This is a genomic window from Methylocystis sp. Sn-Cys, assembly GCF_016745395.1.
In the GTDB taxonomy this organism is placed as follows: domain Bacteria; phylum Pseudomonadota; class Alphaproteobacteria; order Rhizobiales; family Beijerinckiaceae; genus Methylocystis; species Methylocystis iwaonis.
This window is the reverse complement of the sequence record NZ_JAERVJ010000007.1, coordinates 177,336-197,670: the sequence shown is the minus strand read 5'-3', so window position 1 is coordinate 197,670 and position 20,335 is coordinate 177,336. Positions and strand designations below refer to the sequence as shown.

General features: G+C 64.7%; 13 protein-coding genes. 7 read left to right on the top strand and 6 right to left on the bottom strand.

What is annotated here, in order from left to right:
- The first annotated feature begins 44 nt into the window (after positions 1 to 44).
- Genes JJT62_RS14645 through clcA form a run of 4 tightly spaced genes read left to right on the top strand, consistent with a single transcriptional unit; the run spans position 45 to position 8,077 of the window.
- Positions 45 to 3,338: a DUF2126 domain-containing protein gene (locus tag JJT62_RS14645; protein ID WP_202073511.1), complete on the top strand. Its 3,294-nt coding sequence runs from the start codon at positions 45 to 47 to the stop codon at positions 3,336 to 3,338.
- Positions 3,328 to 5,865 carry a circularly permuted type 2 ATP-grasp protein gene (locus tag JJT62_RS14640; protein ID WP_202073510.1) on the top strand — a complete coding sequence of 846 codons (2,538 nt, stop codon included), beginning with the start codon at positions 3,328 to 3,330 and terminating at the stop codon, positions 5,863 to 5,865. Before JJT62_RS14645 ends, JJT62_RS14640 begins: the two co-directional genes overlap by 11 nt.
- Positions 5,862 to 6,749 carry a transglutaminase family protein gene (locus tag JJT62_RS14635; RefSeq protein ID WP_202073509.1) on the top strand — a complete coding sequence of 296 codons (888 nt, stop codon included), beginning with the start codon at positions 5,862 to 5,864 and terminating at the stop codon, positions 6,747 to 6,749. The genes JJT62_RS14640 and JJT62_RS14635 overlap by 4 nt, the downstream gene beginning before the upstream one ends.
- Positions 6,746 to 8,077, top strand: a complete 1,332-nt coding sequence (gene clcA / locus JJT62_RS14630) for a H(+)/Cl(-) exchange transporter ClcA (protein ID WP_202073508.1) — start codon at positions 6,746 to 6,748, stop codon at positions 8,075 to 8,077. Before JJT62_RS14635 ends, clcA begins: the two co-directional genes overlap by 4 nt.
- A 254-nt stretch (positions 8,078 to 8,331) precedes the next feature.
- Here clcA and JJT62_RS14625 read toward each other — a convergent pair whose 3' ends face one another.
- Both JJT62_RS14625 and JJT62_RS14620 read right to left on the bottom strand, forming a co-directional pair.
- A complete protein-coding gene (locus JJT62_RS14625; RefSeq protein WP_202073507.1) occupies positions 8,332 to 10,059 on the bottom strand; it encodes an MEDS domain-containing protein in 1,728 nt (575 codons plus the stop codon).
- A gap of 311 nt (positions 10,060 to 10,370) precedes the next feature.
- Positions 10,371 to 11,789, bottom strand: coding sequence for a DUF1236 domain-containing protein (locus JJT62_RS14620; protein ID WP_202073506.1), 1,419 nt, complete (start codon positions 11,787 to 11,789; stop codon positions 10,371 to 10,373).
- Between the two features lie 193 nt (positions 11,790 to 11,982).
- Here JJT62_RS14620 and JJT62_RS14615 point away from each other — a divergent pair, with 193 nt between their 5' ends.
- Together JJT62_RS14615 and JJT62_RS14610 are read left to right on the top strand one after the other, a co-directional pair.
- Positions 11,983 to 12,243 carry a CopG family ribbon-helix-helix protein gene (locus JJT62_RS14615; protein ID WP_202073505.1) on the top strand — a complete coding sequence of 87 codons (261 nt, stop codon included), beginning with the start codon at positions 11,983 to 11,985 and terminating at the stop codon, positions 12,241 to 12,243.
- Positions 12,240 to 12,533, top strand: coding sequence for a type II toxin-antitoxin system RelE/ParE family toxin (locus JJT62_RS14610; protein ID WP_202073504.1), 294 nt, complete (start codon positions 12,240 to 12,242; stop codon positions 12,531 to 12,533). The genes JJT62_RS14615 and JJT62_RS14610 overlap by 4 nt, the downstream gene beginning before the upstream one ends.
- Before the next feature lie 396 nt (positions 12,534 to 12,929).
- Here the strand turns inward: JJT62_RS14610 and JJT62_RS14605 are convergent, their stop codons facing one another.
- Positions 12,930 to 13,925, bottom strand: coding sequence for an AraC family transcriptional regulator (locus tag JJT62_RS14605; protein ID WP_202073503.1), 996 nt, complete (start codon positions 13,923 to 13,925; stop codon positions 12,930 to 12,932).
- A gap of 768 nt (positions 13,926 to 14,693) precedes the next feature.
- A complete protein-coding gene (locus JJT62_RS14600; RefSeq protein ID WP_202073502.1) occupies positions 14,694 to 14,894 on the bottom strand; it encodes a hypothetical protein in 201 nt (66 codons plus the stop codon).
- A 245-nt stretch (positions 14,895 to 15,139) separates the two neighbouring features.
- Here JJT62_RS14600 and JJT62_RS14595 point away from each other — a divergent pair, with 245 nt between their 5' ends.
- Positions 15,140 to 16,672, top strand: a complete 1,533-nt coding sequence (locus JJT62_RS14595; protein ID WP_202073501.1) for a PLP-dependent aminotransferase family protein — start codon at positions 15,140 to 15,142, stop codon at positions 16,670 to 16,672.
- A gap of 670 nt (positions 16,673 to 17,342) precedes the next feature.
- Here JJT62_RS14595 and haoB read toward each other — a convergent pair.
- Both haoB and JJT62_RS14585 read right to left on the bottom strand, forming a co-directional pair.
- Entirely contained in the window at positions 17,343 to 18,290 is a 948-nt protein-coding gene (gene haoB, locus JJT62_RS14590) for a hydroxylamine oxidation protein HaoB (RefSeq protein WP_202073500.1), read from the bottom strand.
- A 238-nt stretch (positions 18,291 to 18,528) separates the two neighbouring features.
- Positions 18,529 to 20,232 (bottom strand): multiheme c-type cytochrome, encoded by a 1,704-nt coding sequence (locus tag JJT62_RS14585; protein WP_202073499.1) that lies wholly within the window; start codon positions 20,230 to 20,232, stop codon positions 18,529 to 18,531.
- Positions 20,233 to 20,335: the final 103 nt, after the last annotated feature.

The window sequence follows — 20,335 nt, the reverse complement described above, 5'->3', positions numbered from 1 at the left end:
CTGCTGCGGCGCAATAGGCCGCTGTCGCGAAGGCGGTGATCCCTTTGTCTATCCAGGTCGCGCTTCACCACGTCACGCATTACAAATACGACCGTCCCATCGCCCTCGGCCCCCAGATCGTGCGCCTGCGGCCGGCGCCGCATTGCCGGACGCGGGTCGCGGGCTATTCGCTGAAAATCTTCCCCGCCGAGCATTTCATCAACTGGCAGCAGGACCCGCACGGCAATTGGCAGGCGCGGCTCGTCTTTCCCGAGAAGACGCGCGAGTTCAAGATCGAGGTCGACGTCATCGCCGAGATGGCGGTGTTCAACCCGTTCGATTTTTTCGTCGAGCCCTACGCCGAGGAATTTCCCTTCGTCTATGACGCGGCGCTTGCGACCGAACTTGCCGCTTATCTCGAAATCGAGCCCGCCGGCGCCGCGCTCGACGACTATATGCAGACGATCCCGCGCGAGAGGCGACGCACGATCGACTTTCTTGTCGATCTCAACATGCGGCTGCAGCAGGACATCAGTTATGTCATCCGTATGGAGCCCGGCGTGCAGACGCCGGACGAGACGCTGACGCAGCGTTCGGGCTCCTGCCGCGATTCCGCGTGGCTGCTCATGCAGATCTTGCGTCGCCTCGGCTTCGCAGCGCGTTTCGTCTCCGGCTATCTCATCCAGCTCAAAGAGGACGTCGATCCGATCGAGGGCCCCAAGGGCACGGATCATGATTTCACCGATCTTCACGCCTGGGCGGAAGTCTATCTGCCAGGCGCGGGCTGGATTGGCCTCGACGCAACATCGGGCCTTTTCTGCGGCGAGGGCCATTTGCCGCTGTGCGGCGCGCCGCATTACCGCTCCTGCGCGCCGGTCTCTGGATTGGTGGAGCCGGCCGAATGCGACTTCGCCTTCGAGATGCGCGTCGATCGCATTCGCGAGGCGCCGCGCATCACTGCGCCTTTCTCGGATGAAGCCTGGGAGCGGCTCGATCGTCTCGGCGAAAACATCGACGCGGATTTGCAGGCGCAGGACGTGCGCCTCACCATGGGCGGCGAGCCCACCTTCATCTCGATCGATGATTTCGAATCGCCCGAGTGGAACACGGCGGCGGTGGGCCCGACCAAGCGCGCGCGCTCGGACGATCTCATCCGCCGTTTGCGAAACCGTTTCGGGCCCGGCGGTTTTCTGCATTACGGACAGGGTAAATGGTATCCGGGCGAGAGCCTGCCGCGCTGGGCCTTCGCGCTCTATTGGCGCAAGGACGGCAAGCCGATCTGGAACAATCCGGCGCTGGTCGCTGGCATGTCGCCCAATTCGAGCGTGGCCAACCCCGTCAACGCCGGGCGTTTCAGTTTCGAGTTGGCGGAAACGCTCGGGGTGGGCAAGGACTATGTCATCCCGGCCTATGAAGACCCTGCGCATTGGATGGTGAAAGAGGGGCAGCTCCCCGTCAATGTCGATCCGCTCGATCCCAAGATCGAAGACGCGGAAGAGCGCGCCCGCATGCTGCGCGTCTTCGAGCGCGGCCTCTCGACGCCGACCGGCTACGTGCTGCCGATTCAGCGCTGGAACGCGCGCGCCGAGCAGCGCTGGCTGTCGGAGCGCTGGCCGTTGCGGCGCGGCCGATTATTCCTGGCGCCCGGCGATTCGCCCATTGGTCTGCGCCTGCCATTGAACGCGCTGCCCTGGGTGCCGCCTTCCATCTATCCCTATGTCCATAACCAGGACCCATTGGAGGATCGCGGACCTTTGCCCGATCCCTCACATCTCCAGCAGATTTACAGCGAGACGCGATCGAGTCGGGACGAGCAGCTCGGCCAGTCGGCTGTCGAAGGCATCGTGCGCACGGCGCTCGCGGTCGAGCCGCGCGACGGCGTGCTGTGTGTCTTCATGCCGCCCGTGGAGCGGCTCGAGGATTATCTGGAGCTGCTGGTGGCTGTCGAGACGACGGCGGAAGATCTCGGCATGCCGCTGCATATCGAAGGCTATCCGCCGCCGGTCGATCCGCGCCTCGACGTCATCAAGGTGACGCCGGACCCAGGCGTCATCGAAGTGAATGTCCAGCCTGTCGCGTCGTGGCGCGAGGCGGTGGAGAACACCAGCGCGCTTTACGAGCAAGCCCGCGACGCGCGGCTCACGACCAGCAAATTCATGACAGACGGGAGATGCGTCGGCTCTGGCGGCGGCAATCACGTCGTGCTCGGCGGCGTCACGCCGGCGGATTCGCCTTTCCTGCGCCGGCCCGATCTCTTGAAGAGCTTCGTGCTCTATTGGCAGCGGCATCCGTCGCTCTCCTATCTCTTCTCGGGCCTCTTCATCGGCCCGACGAGCCAGAGCCCGCGCATCGACGAAGCGCGCCACGACGCGCTTTACGAGCTGGAAACCGCGCTCGCCAATACGCCGGGGCCGAATGAGTGGGGCTATCCGATCTGGCTCGTCGACCGGCTCTATCGCAATCTGCTTGTCGATGTTTCCGGCAATACGCATCGCTCGGAAATCTGCATCGACAAACTCTATTCGCCCGATGGGCCGACGGGCCGTCTCGGCCTTGTCGAATTCCGCGCCTTCGAGATGCCGCCCGACGCGCGCATGAGCCTCGCCCAGCAGCTATTGCTGCGCGCGCTCGTCGCCTGGTTCTGGCGTGAGCCGCAGGACGGCGATTGCGTGCGCTGGGGAACGGCGCTGCACGACAAATTCATGCTGCCGCATTTCGTCTGGACTGACTTCCTCGGCGTGCTCGATGATTTGAGGAGCGCCGGCTACGCCTTCGATGCAGAGTGGTTCAGGGCGCAATATGAGTTCCGCTTCCCGCTCGCCGGCCGCATCGAGCATGGCGGCGTAGAGCTCGAAATCCGCCACGCGCTCGAGCCCTGGCATGTGATGGGCGAAGAGGGGGCGATCGGCGGCACGGTGCGCTATGTAGATTCCTCTGTCGAACGTCTCGAAGTGCGGGCGAGGAACATCGTGCCCAACCGCCATGTCGTCGCCTGCAACGGCCGCCGTGTGCCGCTGCACTCGACCGGAACGCCGGGCGAGGCCGTGGCGGGCGTGCGCTTCAAGGCCTGGCAGCCTGCTTCCGGCATGCACCCGACGATCCCCGTCCATGCGCCGCTGACCTTCGATATTGTCGACAGTTGGAGCAACCGGTCGCTGGGCGGCTGCGTCTATCACAGCGCGCATCCGGGCGGGCGCAATTACGACACCTTCCCGGTCAACTTTCACGAGGCCGAGTCGCGGCGCCTCGCGCGCTTCCAGGACCACGGCCATACGCCCGGCCGCATCGAGCCGCCGCGCGAGGAGCCTGCGGGCGATTTCCCGCTGACGCTGGATTTGCGGAGGCGATTTGGCCGTTGAGCTCGACGCGCCGGCGAACGACGCCGAAGCCGCTCTCGGCGAAGAAGCCGGGCGGCTTGCGGCGTGGATCGCCGATTACAAACCGATGCCGGGCGTTCCCGACGAGCTGATCGGCCCGGACGGGCGGCCGCGCGCGCATTGGATGACGTTGCTCGAGACTCTGGCGGGCCTTGGTCGGCGGGGCGTCGAGAACCGCTTTGCGGCCGCCGCGCGGCGTATCAACGACATGGGCGTGACCTATCGCGTGCGCGGCGAGGCGCGCGAGCGGCCCTGGCCTTTGGGCCGCCTGCCGCTGCTGCTCACCGAAAACGAGTGGTCGGAGATTGCGGCGGGCGTCGCGCAGCGCGCCGAGCTGCTCGATCGCATTCTGCACGACGTCTATGGCGACGCCCGCCTCGTCTCGGAGGGCGCGCTTCCAGCGGCCGTGGTTGCCGGCTCGCCGGAATTCATCCGCCCGATGTGCGGGGTCGCGCCCGTCGGCGGGCGTTGGCTGCGCTTCTATGCCGTCGACATCGGGCGCGGGCCTGACGGCAAATGGTGGGTGCTCGGCGACCGCGCCCAGGCGCCCTCGGGCGCGGGCTACGCCATCGAGAACCGTCTCATCCTCGCGCGCGCCTTCCCGAGCCTCTACCGGGAAATGAAGGTGCGCCGCCTTGCGGGCTTCTTCCGTGATTTCCGCGCGGGGCTCGCGGCGGCGGCGACGCGCAACGATCCGCGCATCTGCCTGATGACGCCGGGGCCGTGGAGCGAGACCTACGCCGAGCAGGTCTATCTCGCGCGCTATCTCGGCTTCCTCCTCGTCGAGGGCGAGGATCTCGCGACGAGCGAGGGCAAGCTGCATGTGCGCACGGTCGCGGGGTTGAAGCGCGCCGACGTGGTGTGGCGGCGCGTCGACGCCGATTGGCTCGATCCACTGGAGGCGAACGCCGCCTCGCGGCTGGGGGCGCCGGGCTTTTTCGACGCCATAAGGCGCGGCTCGGTCGCCATGGCCAATATGCCGGGCGCGGGGCTCGTCGAGTCGCGCGCGCTGATGAGCTTCCTGCCGGCGCTGGCGCAACGGCTCATGGGCGAAAGCCTGCGGCTTCCCAATGTCGCCACCTGGTGGTGCGGGCAGGAGGCGGAGCGGGCCGAAATCCTGCGCGCCTTCGACAGCCGCGCCATCGCAGGCGCCTTCGGCGACAAAGCGGAGGGGCTCTTGGGCGCGCCGGCCGCCGTCGGCGCCGAGCTCGACGCGGCGCAAAAGGACCGGCTCGTCGCCGCCATTCGGGCGCGCGGGATGGATTATGTCGGGCAGGAGGTCGTGAAGCTCTCGACCACGCCTGCCTGGGACAATGGCGCGCTGACGCCGCGGCCTTTCTCGCTGCGCATCTTCGCCGCCGCGACGCCCGAAGGGTGGAAGGTCATGCCCGGCGGCTTCTGCCGTGTCTCCGATCGCCGCGACGCGCGCGCCATCACCATGGGCGCCGGCGCGCAGACGGTGGATGTCTGGGTCATCGGCCAAAAAGCGTCCGAGCATGCGACGACGCTGCTGCCGCCCAATAATGACGTTCCGGTCGTGCGGGTTCCGGGCCACCTGCCGAGCCGCGCCGCCGACAATCTCTTCTGGATGGGCCGCTATCTGGAACGCGCGGAAGCGACGCTGCGCATCGTGCGCTGCCTGTGCAACCGCATGACGGAAATCCAGAGCAATACGATTCAGGGGCGCCAGCCGATCGAGCGTTGCGAGCGTCTGCTCTTCGAGTGGGGCGCCGCGGCGCCTTTCGCCGCCGCGCATCCCGGCGCAGTCATCGCGCTCACCGCCGCGAGCAACGCCGATTTCTATGGCTCCGCGCGCGCCGTCGTCGGTGAGGCGAAGCGCGCCGCCTCCATCATCCGCGAGCGCTTGTCGCAAGACATGTGGCAATTGCTCGTGCGACTGGAGACGCGACTCGACAGCGCGGCGGCTCGCCCGCCGCTGGAGCCGGAGATATTGGAGCTCTCCGAGCGCGCTTTGCATACGCTCGCGGCGCTCTCGGGCCTCATGGACGAGAATTTCAACCGCGTTTCCGGCTGGGCTTTCATCGATCTCGGCAAGCGTATGGAGCGCGCCATCAACACCTGCCGCTTCGCGCGGCAATTCGCGGATAACGATCCGACGATCGAAGCGCTCGACGCGCTGCTCGAACTCGTCGATTCGCAGATCACCTATCGCTCGCGCTATCTCGCCGGCGCGGCGCTCGCCCCGACGCTCGACATTACGCTGCTCGATCCGTTCAACCCGCGCTCCGTTGCTTTTCAGATGCGCAGAATAGACGAGCATCTCGCGTCGCTCCCGGCGCTCGTCGACGACGGCATGATGGAGCCGCAACGCCGCCTCGCTGTGTCGTTGCGCGCGGATCTCGAAGCCGAGGACGCCCGCGGCCTGGACGCCAAGCGCGTGCGCGCCGTCGAGCAGAAGCTCTTGGCGCTAGCCAACGCCATTTCTGAACGGTATTTCTCGCATTCCAGCGACCCGGCGCCGGCCGACAAGCGATCCAAGCTCGCGTGATCTACGACATCAGCCACGTTACGACCTACAGCTATGAGGCCGCCGTCGCTTCGACGCGCTGCGCGATCCGGCTCACGCCACGTGACGGCAAGGGCCAGCGCGTCCTGCGCGCGCGCGTCGACGCCGCGCCGTCGCCCGAGACGACGCGTGACAGCGTGGATTTCTTCGGCAATCGCGTCGTCGAGGCGACGATTCGCGAGCCGCATGAGACATTGCGTATTTCCGTCTCGGCGCGGGTCGAGGTGGCGCGCGAGGAGCCGCCCGCCGCCGCGCTGACGCCCGCCTGGGAGACGATTTCCCGCGCGGCGATGGCGGTGCGCGTCCTCGACCGCGAGTCGCCCGCGCATTGGCTGTTCCCGAGCCGCCAGACGCCGCTCTACGCGCCGGCGACCAGTTATGCCCGCGAAAGCTTCGCGCCGGGCCGCCCTGTGCTCGAAGGCGCGCAAGAGCTGATGCGCCGCATCAAGGCGGATTTCGCCTATGATCCCGAGGCCACCCATGTGGCGACGCCGCTCGAAGAGGCTTTCGAGGCGCGCGGCGGCGTGTGCCAGGATTTCGCGCATATCATGATCGCGGGGCTGCGCGGCCTTGCGCTGCCGGCGGCCTATGTCAGCGGCTATATCCGCACGCAGGCGCCGCCGGGGCAGGCGCGTTTGGAGGGCGCCGACGCCTCCCACGCCTGGGTCGCCGTGTGGTGCGGCGAGCCCTTCGGCTGGATTCACCTCGACCCGACCAACGCAATGTATGCGGACGATAATCATATCGTCGTCGCCATCGGCCGCGACTATGCGGATGTTTCGCCGATCGACGGCGTGATCGTCGGGGCAGGGCGCCAGGCGCTCGCCGTCAGCGTCGACATCAAACCCGTAAGCGAGGCGCGATGAACCTGTGCGTAGAGGTCGAGAGCGAGGTCGCGGCCGAGAGCGGCGAAATGAGCCTTTTCTTTCTTGCGATCCTGGCGCTCCTCGTCGGCGGCTTGGCGGGGCTCGTGGGCGCGATGTTTCGACTGGCGCTGATGGCGGCGGACCGTTTGCGCGACGCGATCGTTCACTGGTCGCAGGGCGGGGCGATCGTTGGATTTCTCGTCGTCGTCGGTCTCTGCGCCATGGCCGCGCTCATTTCCGTCTGGATGGTGCGCCGCTTTGCGCCGCACGCTTCAGGGAGCGGCATTCCGCATGTCGAGGCGGTGCTGCATAGCGAGGCCGCGCCGGCGCCCTTCATCCTGCTGCCCGTGAAATTCTTCGGCGGCTGTCTCGCCATTGGCGCCGGCCTTGCGCTCGGGCGCGAAGGGCCGAGCGTGCAGATGGGCGCCGTCATCGGCCATCTTACCGGCGACGCCTTTCGGCGCAGCAAAGCGGATAATTGTGCGCTGCTTGCCGCGGGGGCAGGGGCGGGGCTCGCCACCGCCTTCAATGCGCCCATGGCGGGCGCCGTCTTCGTGCTGGAGGAGCTGACCCAGAAATTCGATCAGCGCGTCGCCATCGCGGCGCTGGCTGCGTCGTCGACCGCCATCGCGGTCGCCCATCTGCTGCTCGGCGACGCGCCTGATTTCACGATTCCCGCGCTCGTCTATCCTGCGGCCTCGATCGGCCCGCTGTTCTTTATCCTCGGCGCGGTCATGGGGTTGTTCGGGGTCGTCTACAACAGGGTTTTGCTCGCCACGATCTCTGCGGTCGAGCGGTTTCGGCTCGCTCCCGAGAACAAGGCGGCGATGATCGGCGCAATGGTCGGCGCGCTCGCCTGGTTCGCGCCGGGGCTCGTCGGCGGCGGCGACGCCTTCACGCAAGCTGCAATCACCGGCTCGCAGGATTTGTTCTTTTTGCCCTTCGTGCTGGCGCTGAGATTTGGGCTCGGCTCGGTTTCCTACGGCTCGGGAACGCCGGGCGGCATTTTTGCGCCGCTCCTTGCCTTGGGCGCACTCGCGGGACTCTTTTTCGGCGTCGTCTGTGGGCTGCTGCTGCCGGGGCTCGATATTCAGCCGCAAGCCTTCGCCATTGTCGGCATGACCGCCTTATTCACGGCCGTGGTGCGTGCGCCGCTCACCGGCATTGTGCTCGTCACCGAAATGACGGGCGCCGTGTTCCTGCTCTTGCCGATGCTCGCCGCCTGTTTCCTGGCCATGCTGGCGCCGACGCTGCTGAACGATCCGCCCATCTATCACTCGCTGCGCGAGCGTCTCCTCGGGAAAGACCGCGTTCGCGAAAAGGATTAGGCGCGTATCAAAGAAGTCGGCTAGGTTGGCTCCTTGTCATTCCCGACGCTCGCGCCGTCACCGCCGTCATTGCGAGGAGGCGAAGCCGACGAAGCAATCGAGAGCCGCATCGCCGCCCTGGATTGCTTCGCTTCGCTCGCAATGACGGGCTGTGAATAAAACCTGCGCTATTGTGGCGCTCTGGATTCCCGGTCAGGCCTTTGGCCTGCCGGGAATGACAAGGCCCCAAGCGAGCTGCTCACGACGAGACGGCGTTACTCCGCAGCTTCCTCGAAGCTGCCCAGCGCGTCCATCAGCGGCAATGTGAAGCTGAACACGGCGCCTGCGTCGCGATTGGGCTGCGCCCATATTTTTCCGTCGTGCGCTTCGATGATCACGCGCGACATCGGCAGCCCGACGCCCATGCCGCCTTCCTTCGTCGAGGGCGATGGTTCGAACAATTGGCTCTTGATATGGTCGGGAATGCCGGGGCCATTATCTGCGATGTCGACGCGGATTCTGTCGTCCGCCGTCAGGGAGGTCGAGATGACGAGGCGGCGGGCCCGCGAGTCGCTCATCGCTTCCTTGGCGTTTTTGATCAGGTTGGTGAGAACCTGCTGGATCTGGACGCCGTCGACGAGAACCGTATCCTTGCTGGCCCCGAGGTCGAGAATGATCTCGGCGTTGCGGTCCTTGAACGACGTCGCGAAGCACTCGCATGTGCGCTCTATAAGCTCATGGAGGCTCAGAATGAGCTTGTTGGGTTCGCCATGCGAGGCGAGCCCGCGCAGGCTGCTGATGATGCGTCCCGCGCGCTCCACTTGCGCCGAGGCGCGCGCGAGCGCTTCCTCGATTTTGAGCTGACGCTTCTCGGGCGGAATCTCGATCAGGCGCTCGGCCACCTTGAGATAGGTTTTCATCGCCGAGAGGGGCTGGTTGAGTTCGTGGGCGAGCCCCGCCGCAATGCCGCCCATCGCAGCCAGACGATCGATCTGAATTTGCTTGAGGCGGGTCTCGGCCCGATGTTTCTCGGACAAGTCGCGGACGCTGCCGACGAAAAGGGGCGCGTTGTCATGGCGCGTCGCGGCCAAAGCGATTTCGGCCGGGAACAGCTCGCCATTTTTGCGTCGGCCTCGCGTCTCCTTGCTGCCCCGGATTTTGTGCAGGTCGAAATCCGTCGCCCATTTTTCCGGAAGGACGGCGCAGATGTCCTCGCCCAGCAGCTCGTCCTCGCCATAGCCAAACATGGCCGCGCCGGCGGGGTTGATCGAGTAGATCGAACCGGCGGCGTCGAAAGCGATGATGGCGTCTTGGACAGTTTCCAGGATCGCATGTTGCCGCCTTTGGCTTTCGCGCAAGGCGCGCCCCATGCGTCCCCGATTGGCGCTTTTGAACGACAGCCAGCGACCGTTCTCGTTGATCACCGCAAAATCGTGATTGGCGATGATGTCGAAAATCTCGCTCGGATTGCATGACGGCAATGGATAGGCGCACAAAGCGAGCATGCGCTTCGAGCCGATCTCGCGATCGACCATGGACTCGTAGTGGATGAAACCCTGCCACGCCACTTTCTCGAGCCAGAAAGTATCGCCGGTCAGGCGCAGGCCCTCGAAGCCGCGCTGCTCTGCGGACGCCAGCTTATCTACCCATGCGCGCAGCACGCGGTCGCCGTCGAACCGGCCGTTCTGGATATACCAGTCGGCGTAGCTCGTGATTTCGAGCTGGCCGGACAGGATGAAGGCGTCGAGGTCGGGAACGGCCGCTCTCAGCGCTGCTTTAGCTTGCTCGACGTCGACCAGCTCGGACGTCACCCACATGCAAAACTCGTTGGCGGCAAGCCCCTCGGCGAAATAGGGGATCAGGATCTCGAGGAGCTGCTCGGCGTCGTTGTACAAAAGGCAGAAATGCGTGCCCCACGGCAGATCGCCGACGGTCTCGAGGCCGGATTTCCGTGGCGGTTCATATCGCAAATCGCGAGGGTAATCGCGCGTATAATCGTCCACCGTCTTCCCCTACTCACTACGCGAATGCCGGGTGTAAGTCGCAAGAGCTTACACAAGCTCCAGCGCCGAAGACACTAAAAAGTGCCTGTAAATTGCGGGGCTTTTGCTAGTATTGCTTAGCTGATGCTTCGGCTCGAGCCGGGAATGACATGCGTTTTACGGAGCGTTCGGCGGTCCCGCCAATTTGGTTCTGCGTCGCAGGGGACGACACGAGCGTCGAGACATAAAAAGCGCTCTCTCCTCTCTTGTCCTCCCCATCGCGGAAGGTCGAAAGAGCCGGCGCCGGGCGGGAAGGCCCGGCGCCGCTCCGATCACCTCGGCTCCTCGATGATGTCCACGACGACGTGGCTGTCGGGATCGACGAGCACGACCTGATCGTTGAGAACGAAGTAGTCGTAGCGTTCGACATCCGGCGCATCGAGAGCGACGTTGCGGGGCACGGGGGCGAGATCGACGTAATCCGGCACGCGGTCGCCGACATGGACGCAGACCTGCCGCAAATTCTCGCGCGCCTGTCTCATCACGCCGCGGTAAAGCGTGCGTTCCTGGCGGGCGTCCAGTCGCACGCGCGGGGCGTAGCCATAGGCTTCGCCGCCACGCTCCCGCCGGCCATAGCCGCCGCGTTGCGCCTGGCGGCCGCCGTCGCGCCGTTCATAAGCGCCGCCGCCATAACGGCCCCCCCGTTCTTCATAGGCTGGGCCGCCGGGCATCGGCCCGCCGCCGACGTCGAGCATGCTGACGACCCGGCGATCGTTCGGATCGATGATCGCGATCTGATCCTCCACCATCACGTAATCAAAGCCGCGGTACTGCGGAACGATGGAGACGACTTCCGGAGGAAGCGGGGCGAAGGCGACACTGGGCGGCGCAATGGCGCCGATCCGAACGTCGAAATCAGTGCGGGAGATTCGGCGTCCGCCGCGCTGCTCGATGATGTCGCGCACGCGGCTTTCCTGGCGCGCATCAAGCTGGACGCCGCCGCGCTGGGCCTCCCGTCCGGCGTAACCGTAGGTTTCGCGTCCCTGCACGCGGCCGCCCTGGGTCGCTTCCGCGCCGCGCTTCGTCTCCTCGCCGGTCCTTTCCTGCCCGGGCGCGCGTTCGGCCGCGCCGGGAGCGCGCTGTTCGGCGCCGGGGGTCCGTTGTTCGGTCGCGCTTCTGCTCCGCTCCTCGGCGCCGGCCGCTCTTTCTCCGCGTCGCTCATCCTCTGTGGCCGCGGAGCCGGCGCGGCCGGTCTTGTCCTGTTTCTCGGCCTCTTTGGCGCCCTGCGTTTCGGCCTTCGAGCCGCGCGTTTCGGCGCCGGGCTGGCCGGCTGGCGTTTGTTTTGCGCCATGCTCACGCCGCCGTTCGGTTTGCGCGCCCGGCGTCCGGTCGAGATTCTCGTTGGCGGCGCCGTGTTTTTCGCCCTTTTTCTCGCCGTGCTTCACGGCGGCGCCGCGCTGTTCGGGATGGCGCTCCTCCTGGCGCGCGGCTTTCTCCGCCGACTCATTTGCGCCGGGGGAGGCTGCCTCCCGCTCGCCTTTCGCCTCGCCGCGCTCCCGGCTCTGCATCTCGCCACGACGCTCCCGCGCGCCTTGTTCGTCCGGCTTTTGCGGGCGCGCCGCAGGCTCCGCCTGCGCAGGCTTTTGCGGCTCGCCGCCCGGCTGGTCGCGAGCGGGGTTTTGCGCATAGCTCTGGGGCATCCCGAGAGACAGCGCCGTAATGGCGACGGAGAGTAGAAGCCTGGCACGCATTGCGGTCTCCATCCGGCGGCGCGGGCGGAACGCCGCGCCTGCTAGGGGCGGGTAATGGCGTGCAACGCGCGTCGAGGCCGTTTGTTCTGATGAATTCTAAGCGGCCCGACCAAGGCCCAAGTGTGGGCCTTGCTCCATGTCAGGAAATCCGTTGACGGCGCCAAATAGATTCACCCATAATCAAAGTGAACCAATGAAAGCTAAGCCCGTGACCGCCTTCACTGTCCGAGTGCCGGACGCAACGGCCGCCAAGCTCGACAAGCTGGCCGAGAAACTCGACCGCCCCCGCTCCTTTGTCGCGGCGCAGGCGATCGAGGACTTTGTGGAGCGCGAAGCGTGGCAGCTCGCAGAGATCGAGGCCGGACTGGCCGACGCTGAGCGCGGGGACTTCGCCACTAGCGCCGAACTGGCGCAGGTTATCGCCAAATATGTGAAGCCTGCCCGGCAGGCATGAGCCACCGAACTATCCGTTGGACCAAGCGGGCCTTGCGACGGCTCGACCAGATCGGCGCGTATTTCCTCAAGGACAATCCCGCCGCCGCGGCGCGCGTTGTGGCGCGGATCGTTTCGGCTGTGGATTCTCTTGCCGAACACCCCGCCATGGGACGCACGGGCCGCCTGACCGGCACCCGTGAACTGGTGCTCGCAGACATCCCATACATTATCCCCTATCGCGTCACGCGGAACGACGTTGAGATACTGACCGTAATGCACGCCGCCCAGGAATGGCCGAAGGAATTATGACGATGATGCAAAATTGCGCCCCGACGGTGTGCGAGGCAGGGACTTGCCGGGAGGGGGTAGGCTTCTCGGCGCGTCGGCGAAGCTTGGCTAGGCGTGTTGGGGCTTGACAAAGAGCAGGCCCTCCGGTGTACTGCCCGACGCATAAAGCAGCAAAAACGACGCCTTTAATGGCGTTTCCCAGAGGGAGGTTCAAATGGGTTGGCTGATTCCCGCTTGCATGTTGGCTATGATCGTCATCTCCGCTGTGACTCTGACGCGCCTCTAATCGCGTCGGTAAGCGGATGACCGGCCGCGAGCGGTCCGGTTTCCAGGCCGCCAGCGTGGGAGCGCTGGCGGTCTTCTGTTTTTCAGCCTTGTCGAATCTTTAGGCCGATTTCGAGTGGCGGCGTCCCTGCGTCAGCCCCTCGCCCGCTTGAGCGTTTGAGAGGGAAGCTCCCCGTAACGCGCCCGGTATTTCGACGAAAACTGCCCATGGTCGGGGAAGCCGCAGTCCATGGCGATCTCGATCACCGACGCGGCGTCGCCGGCGAGCGTCAGGCGGTCTCGCGCATTTTCGAGACGACACTCCATCAGATAGTCGCGCGGCGAGCAGCCGTAGCTTTTCTTGAAATTGTCCTGCAAGGTCCGCATGCTCATCCCGAGCGAGGCAGCGAGCCGCGACAACTCCACAGGCTCTGCCGCATGGGCCTTGATGTAATCCCGGGCCTTGCGGATGGGGGGCGGGCTCGTATCTCTGCCAGCCGCATTGATCTTGCGCGCGACAGCGGGAAACAGCGCAGCCGTCGCGAGAGTCTGCAGGGTTTCATCATAGCCTGCGCGCGCGAGCTGGCCGAGACCGGTCGCCTCCAAAGCGAGAATCTCGGACATGATGAGCTTCATGTTGCGCGCGAGCGTCGCGTAGAGCGGATCGGACAGATCGAACGCCGTCACCATGCCGTGGAAAGGCGTTCCGCTGAAGGGAAGGCCGGTAAGCCTTTCCGCCTGCGCCGCCGCCACCGCCATCGGAAGATGAAGGCTCAGGCTCATGGCTTGGGGAAGCCGCATATCGACGGTTTCGAACGGGGGCCAGATGGCGCCGTTCCGCCCCGCGGCCAAACTATAGTTCCCGTCACCCATTTTATAGGAGATCGAGCCCTTCAGCGGGACAAAGACGAGAGCGGCGTTGGATGGAGGGCGCCGAAGGAAGACATCGGATGTTTCGGTTGCAACCAATACCGCCTTGCCCAGCCGGACGGCCGTGCAGCGCAACCGGAATGCGTCCTTGTTCTCGAGGAACGAGACGGACAAGTCTTGTCCAAACAAGACGCTGAGGCGTTTGGCGGCGGCTTCCGGGGTTTTCGCTTGAATCGTGGCGACGCCCAGCGCGGGCTTCTGCAAGTCGCTGTGCCCCATCAATCGACCCCGCCAAACCGACCAGCGTCAGAGTCACGCAGACGATCGCGAATTGTCAACGGAGGCGGGGCGTTGGCGGCGGCAATGTCGCGCTTTTCAACGGTTTTGTTTTGCGTCGCCGCACGGGAGAAAGACGGCCTGTCCGGGTGCGCCCCATAGGGACAGGCCGTCGGTTCCCCTCAAATCCCGCCCTGAAAGACCGCTGAATGGCTGCTCTCAAACGAGAAAATTGCTAACGCCAAAGCGATCCTGGGCCAAGCTGGACCGTGGCGAGGAACAGTGTTCCCCCCCGTGAAGGCGCCCTGGCGTTGCAAAGAAGACACATGCGCAAGGGCGCGCGGATATCCGAAAAGCGCGCCCTCGAGCCCGGCGCGCCAAATCGGCCGGAGGCGACTTAGTTTTAGCCTTCTGTCACGGCGGGCGGAAAGCGCTCGTTCAGCCGTAAACCCAGCCGATAATCGCGGCGCCGAAGAAAAAGCCGACGCAGCCGATGATAATGACCTTCACAAGCCCGTCCGGCATATCCGCCTGCTCCTCGCCAAAACGGCCCGTCGCTCCATCGCGCCCGGGCCGCTTTCTAAGAGGCGGCCGTTTTCCGCGGCCCCCTTTGAAAAATATGGCAAGGCGCCCGGCCGTTGGCAAGGCGGGCGCGCGTTCAACCAGCGAGAGTGGCGACGAGCCAGAGCGTCAGAATGCTCGCGAGCTCCAGCGTCAGTAACAGAAGAAAAGCGGCGGCATGGCTCATGACCCGCTTCCTTGCGGCCGCGACTAATTTTGTCTCGCGAGGCTGGGTTTCGGCGCCGGCCGGTTGTCGGTCTCCACCAGGAGGGCGTCGACGGCGGGCCGCTGCTTCCCTGAAGCAAGGGCCTTATGTTGCTTGCCGGGCTCGGCGAAGCTGGAAACGAAGCCCAAAGCGAGGAAACCGATCCAAAAGACTGCCGGAGCAATTTTCGACTTCGCGAGCGCCATTTCGGTCCTCCCTTTTTTCTCTGGATTTCAAGAATTCCTAAAGTATTCTCCGGAGAAAAGCGCCAGATGCGCTGCGATCAATGGCGCCAGGCAAAGCTTTTTCGAGTTGCTGCTGTCCGACAAGGCTGGCGGGCGCCGTGGCGCCAGGAATGCGCATGGAAGTGGAGCTATGAGGTTGCAAAAGAGCGCCTTAATCCTCGAATAAAGTCGCCAGCGCGGCGCCACCCCTGGGCGGGAACGGCTAAATGACGAGCATCGCCTCTCTCGGTCGTCTAACTCCGGTGATCCGGAGCGGCCAAGTGCAACTGTCGATCATGCTGAAGGAGTCCGACAAGGCGACTCTGCAGACGCAGATCTTCGACCAGATTCGCGCCATGATTCTGAACGGCAGATTGCGCGGCAACGACCCGTTGCCGACGACGCGCGAACTCAGCGCGCAGCTTGGCGTTTCACGCAACACGGCGGTGCTGGCTTATGAGCGGCTGGTCTCCGAAGGCTATATCCGCACCAAGCCTTATGTCGGCACCTTCGTAGCCCCCGATCTGCCGGACACCGCTTTCTTTTCCTCCAGCGCCCCGGAAACAGCGCCAGCCGCGCCGGCGCCGCTGAAAGACGGCGGCTTGACAGAGCCTCTGCGCGACATGCGCACGCACCGCCTCGCCGACCCCGATCGGCGCCGTCTCGTCGCCGATTTCTGGGTGGGTAAGCCCGATGCGCGCAGCTTCCCGCTCAAGGCCTGGTCCCACCACATCAAGGCGCGGTTGAAATCGGCGGGCTCGGAGCTCACGACCTACAGCGATCCGGCCGGGCTTCTCGAATTACGTCAGGCGATCGCCAAACACCTCGCGCCGGCGCGCGGCGTCGTCTGCGATCCTGAGCAGATCATCATCGTCGGCGGCTGCCAGGACGGCTTCAACCTCGTCGGGCGCCTTCTCGTGACGCCCGGCTCGCCGGCCGTCGTCGAATCGCCGTGCTATCAAGGCGCGGCCTATGTGCTGGAAAGCCTCGGGGCCAAGCTGCATCCCGTGCCGATCGACCGCGATGGGCTCGACGTGACGATGCTGCCGCAGGTCGAAGGCGCCGTCGCCTATGTGACGCCCTCGCATCAATATCCCGTCGGCGTGACGCTCAGCCTGCAGCGCCGCATCGAGCTCCTGGCGTGGGCGACGCAATATAACGCCTATATCATGGAAGATGATTACGACAGCGACTTCCGCTTCGTCGGATCGCCGCTGACCGCGCTGAAAGGCTTGGACCGCAACGAGCGCGTGATTTATCTCGGCACTTTTTCGAAATGTATGGGGCCGGGGCTGCGGCTCGGCTACGTCGTCGCGCCGCGCCGGCTGGTCGAGAGCTTCCGCCGCATGAAAATGCTGATGAACAACGGCCAAAGCTGGCTCGAGCAGGCGGCGATGGCCGACTTCATGTCCAGCGGCGAATTCGGACGCCATCTGCGCCGCATTCGCCAGATGTATCGCGAGCGCCGCGACGCCTTGCTGGCGTCCTTGCACAAGCATTTCGGCGAGTGTGAGGTTTACGGCGAGCAAGCCGGCATGCATCTCGTGTGGAAGCTGCCCGACCGATTCCCCAGCGCGGCGGAAGTCGAGGCCAAGGGGCTGGCGGCGGGCGTCGGCGTCTGCTCGCTGGCGACGGGCTCGGCGCTGCGCTTCGATAGTAACGATGGGGGCGACCGGCTGCTCATGCTGGGCTTCGTCGCGCTCACCGAGAAAGAGATCGAAGAAGGGATTGCGCGGCTGGCGACGGCGCTTCGCAGCTAAGGGCGCGCTGCGCTGCGAATGAAACGCGCCCGCTTTCAGGAATCCGCTCGATTGGTGCGTTGTTATTCGCGGCGCAAGGGATCGGGAATTGCTCTGGCGGCTCTGGATTCCCGGTCGGGCTTTTAGCCCGCCGGGAATGACAAGGCCCCATGCGAGCTACTCGAGCGGAAACGGTATCATACGAGATCCGCTTGATCCGTTCGGCGCCATCACCGACGCTCGCGCCGGTTGGATACACAGGGACTCACCGCCGTCATTGCGAGGAGGCGGAGCCGACGAAGCAATCCAGGGCCGCATCGCCGCCCTGGATTGCTTCGCTTCGCTCGCAATGACGGGCGCCTGGCAAAACTAGCGCTTTTGTGGCTCTGCACTCGAATGGCAATCCGAGCTGTTCAAACGGAAACGGTATCATTGGCTGGTTCGGCGTGCGATAGTCAGCCATGACGAATGAAAAGCCGGACCAGACCTATACCGTGAGAGTGCGCTCCAGAGGGGGCGCTGGGCATAACGCCATGTGGCAATGGGAAGTCTACGCGGCGGGAAACGCGCTTCCGATTGAAAAAGGCCTCTATAAAGGCTCGGAGGCGAGGGCCTACCAAACCGCTCAGGCGGCCATGGCGCGCTTGTCCGAGCGGCGCGCACGCACGCCGCAATAAGCGGGGCTTTTGTCTCACTTCAACCGATAGATCCACCAGCCCTTATGCTGATACACAAGCTCCAGCCTCTCCAATTGCGCCGGATTCGACGTCGAGAAAGGCAGGAGCTTGGCGATCAACGCATCGCTGTCGCCCTTGCGCGCGAAATAGTGCAGCCGCGTCGCGCCGCCGATCGGCTCCACGGCGAAGCCGCCGTCGATCTTCTGCTCACGCATCCATTGCGTGGCGGATTTGATGACGCCATGCGACACGCCCGAGGACGGGAAATCCTTATAGGCGATGGACAGGCGCTCGGGCCGCGCGGCGGCAACCTTCCAGACATCCGAAATATGCACGGCGACATAGGCGGGCTTGCCGGCCGCAATTTCGGATAATGTCTCGGAGCCGCGCTTTTCGTCCGAGAGCAGCGCGTCGATGAAACGGTCAAATGTTTCCGATGATTTCGGGGCCGCTCCCGCGCCCAAGCGCGCCTGCTCGGCTCCCTGTGCGTCGGGCCACGCCGCGGGAATCAGCAAACCGCTTGCGCGCGCGTCGTCGAGCGGCGCATTGCGCTTGGCGGCGAGGCGAATGGCGCGCGACAAATCCCACCAGGCGAGAACGACGGCGTCTTCGCCGACATGATCGCGAATGGCCGTCAGCACTTTCGTAATGTCAGCGGCGGAGACGTCCGCAAACAGGATCGGCTCCGTTACCTCATTGCGCCAGACGAGCGGGCTCAGCCGCCCGCCCTCGCGCGCGACAAGGCCGGCGGCGATGGGGCGCCGTTCCTGGGGGATCGAGATCTCGACACGTTGCAACGCGTCGGGCGCAAGGCCAAGGCTCGCGACTTCCTTCGCCGCATCGTCAGGCGCGGCGGCGATCGTCAAAGAGTAGTGGGACGGGGGGCGCAGGCTGGAATATCCCGCCCAGCCGAGGAGGGCGATGCCGATGGCGATGAGCCCGGCGCCGATTATGTTTTTCATGCACCCTCGCGCAGTCGATTTGTATCCGATGTCATTCCCGACGCTCGCAAAGCGAGCGATCGGGAATCCAGCCCAAAACTAAGTTCTTGTGGCTCTGGATTCCCGGTCGGGCTTGCAGCCCGCCGGGAATGACAAGCCCCAATCAGCCCGTCATTGCGAGCGAAGCGAAGCAATCCAGAGCAGCGATCACGGCCCTGGATTGCTTCGTCGCTTCGCTCCTCGCAATGACGAGAGGCTCTTACTGGCGCTTCCTTCTCAGCAGGAAGGCGCCGCCCAGCAGCACGGCGATGGCGCCGAGGCCCGCCGCGATGAGGCGCTGCTGCGGCGAGTCGAACTCGAGATCGCCGCGCTTCTCGCCGGCGATGCGCTTCAACTCCGTGCGAATCTCCGCCGCTTCGCGCAGCCGCGTATCCTCGTCGTTGATCTTTGCGGCGCTCTTGACGAGCTGCGACCAGCCTTCGGAATAGGTGTAGCCGCCGGGGTTCATATGCGCGAGCGCCCTATAGTGCTTGATCTGATGGTGCTCCCACATTTCGGCGAACTCATATTCCACCGCCGAAGGACTATTGCCCTTCTGCCAGAAGAGCTGGAAGAAGGCGCCGGCGTCGTCCTTCTCCGGCGCCGGAGGCGCGGGGCGGTTGGTCTTCTGGCCCGGCAGCAGCTTGTCGTTATAGAGCTTCACCAGCACGCTGCGCGACTTTTCGGTGATCTCGAGCCCCGAGACGACGCCCTTGTCCATGCCGTCGAGATAGGCGCGCGCGAAACTGTCGGAATGACAGTTCGAGCAGGTCGAGACCCATGACTCCTTGCGCGCCGTGAACCAGGGGTGGTTCAGATTGTCGGCGATCTTCGGCATGGGCATGAAGGCCCAGCGCGCCTTGCGCACCATATTATGCGTGAACTTGCCCTCATATTCCATATGACAGAACTGGCAGGTCGGCGCGTTCATATGGCCATTGTCGAGCGCGTCGGCGAGGCGGGCGTTCCAGTCCCACTGATCGCCGCGCGCCTGATAGACCGTGCCATGCTTCGAAAGCATGTAGCCTTCGAACTCATTATGATCGACGCCATTGTGGCATTGCGCGCAGGCCTGCGGCTTGCGGGCCTCCACGGCCGAAAATTCGTGGCGCGTATGGCAGGAGTTACACGTCGTCTGCGGCGTGTGACAGAAGGTGCAGCCCTCGGCCACTTCGCGCTGCTCCATCGCCGCCCAAATGGCGTTCTCGACATTGGCCTTATAGGAGAGCGCGTGTGACGGATGGCCCGGCTTCCACTGGTCCTGCGGCCAGGTGAAAGTGTCGCGCTCGGATTCGCGCTCGGCGAATTGCTGCACGTGACACTGGCCGCAGGCGGCGGCGTCGGGCATTTTCAGCTCGGTCTTATGCTGGCCGTGATCCTGGCCGACGCCCATGTGGCAGTCGATGCAGCCGACTTCCTTCAAGGTCTCTCCAGCCTTGAGCTTGCCCATCGACTGAAGGTTCGCCTCGACCTCCTTGATCATCGCCTTCTTATAGGCGCGGGAGTCGCTCTCCGGCAGATTGCGGATTTGATCCAGATTGCCGTGAACGCTCCTTTGCCAGCTATGAGTCCAGCCGGGGGAGGTCTGCTGGTGGCATTCGACGCATTGGGCCCGCGAGGCGTCGACGTCGATCGTCTGCGGCGGCTTATAGAAGGAATGCGGATTTAGATATTTCGAGATCGGAATCGGCTCCCAATATTTGGCCAGCGATCCCTTGCCCGCGCCCTGGGCTTCATCATGATAACGCTTTTCCAGCGCCTCATAGAGTTCCTTGGGGGTGGCGCCCTTGGAAACGCCAAGCGCCTTGTAGGTCTCGTCCGGCGCCTCGGCGCGCCCGGGCGCAAGCGAAGCGGTCAGGGCGCTGAAAAGCATGAGAAGGCCGACGAGAAAGCGGCGGCGCAGGATGGCACTAAATTTCGGCATTAGCCCCTCGGCCTGGGAGATTCGTCATCGTGGCATTGTCGATAGCGGAACCATGATTGGAAGCACCACAGCCCGTGGCGCCAATGGCGCCATCGGCGGTTTT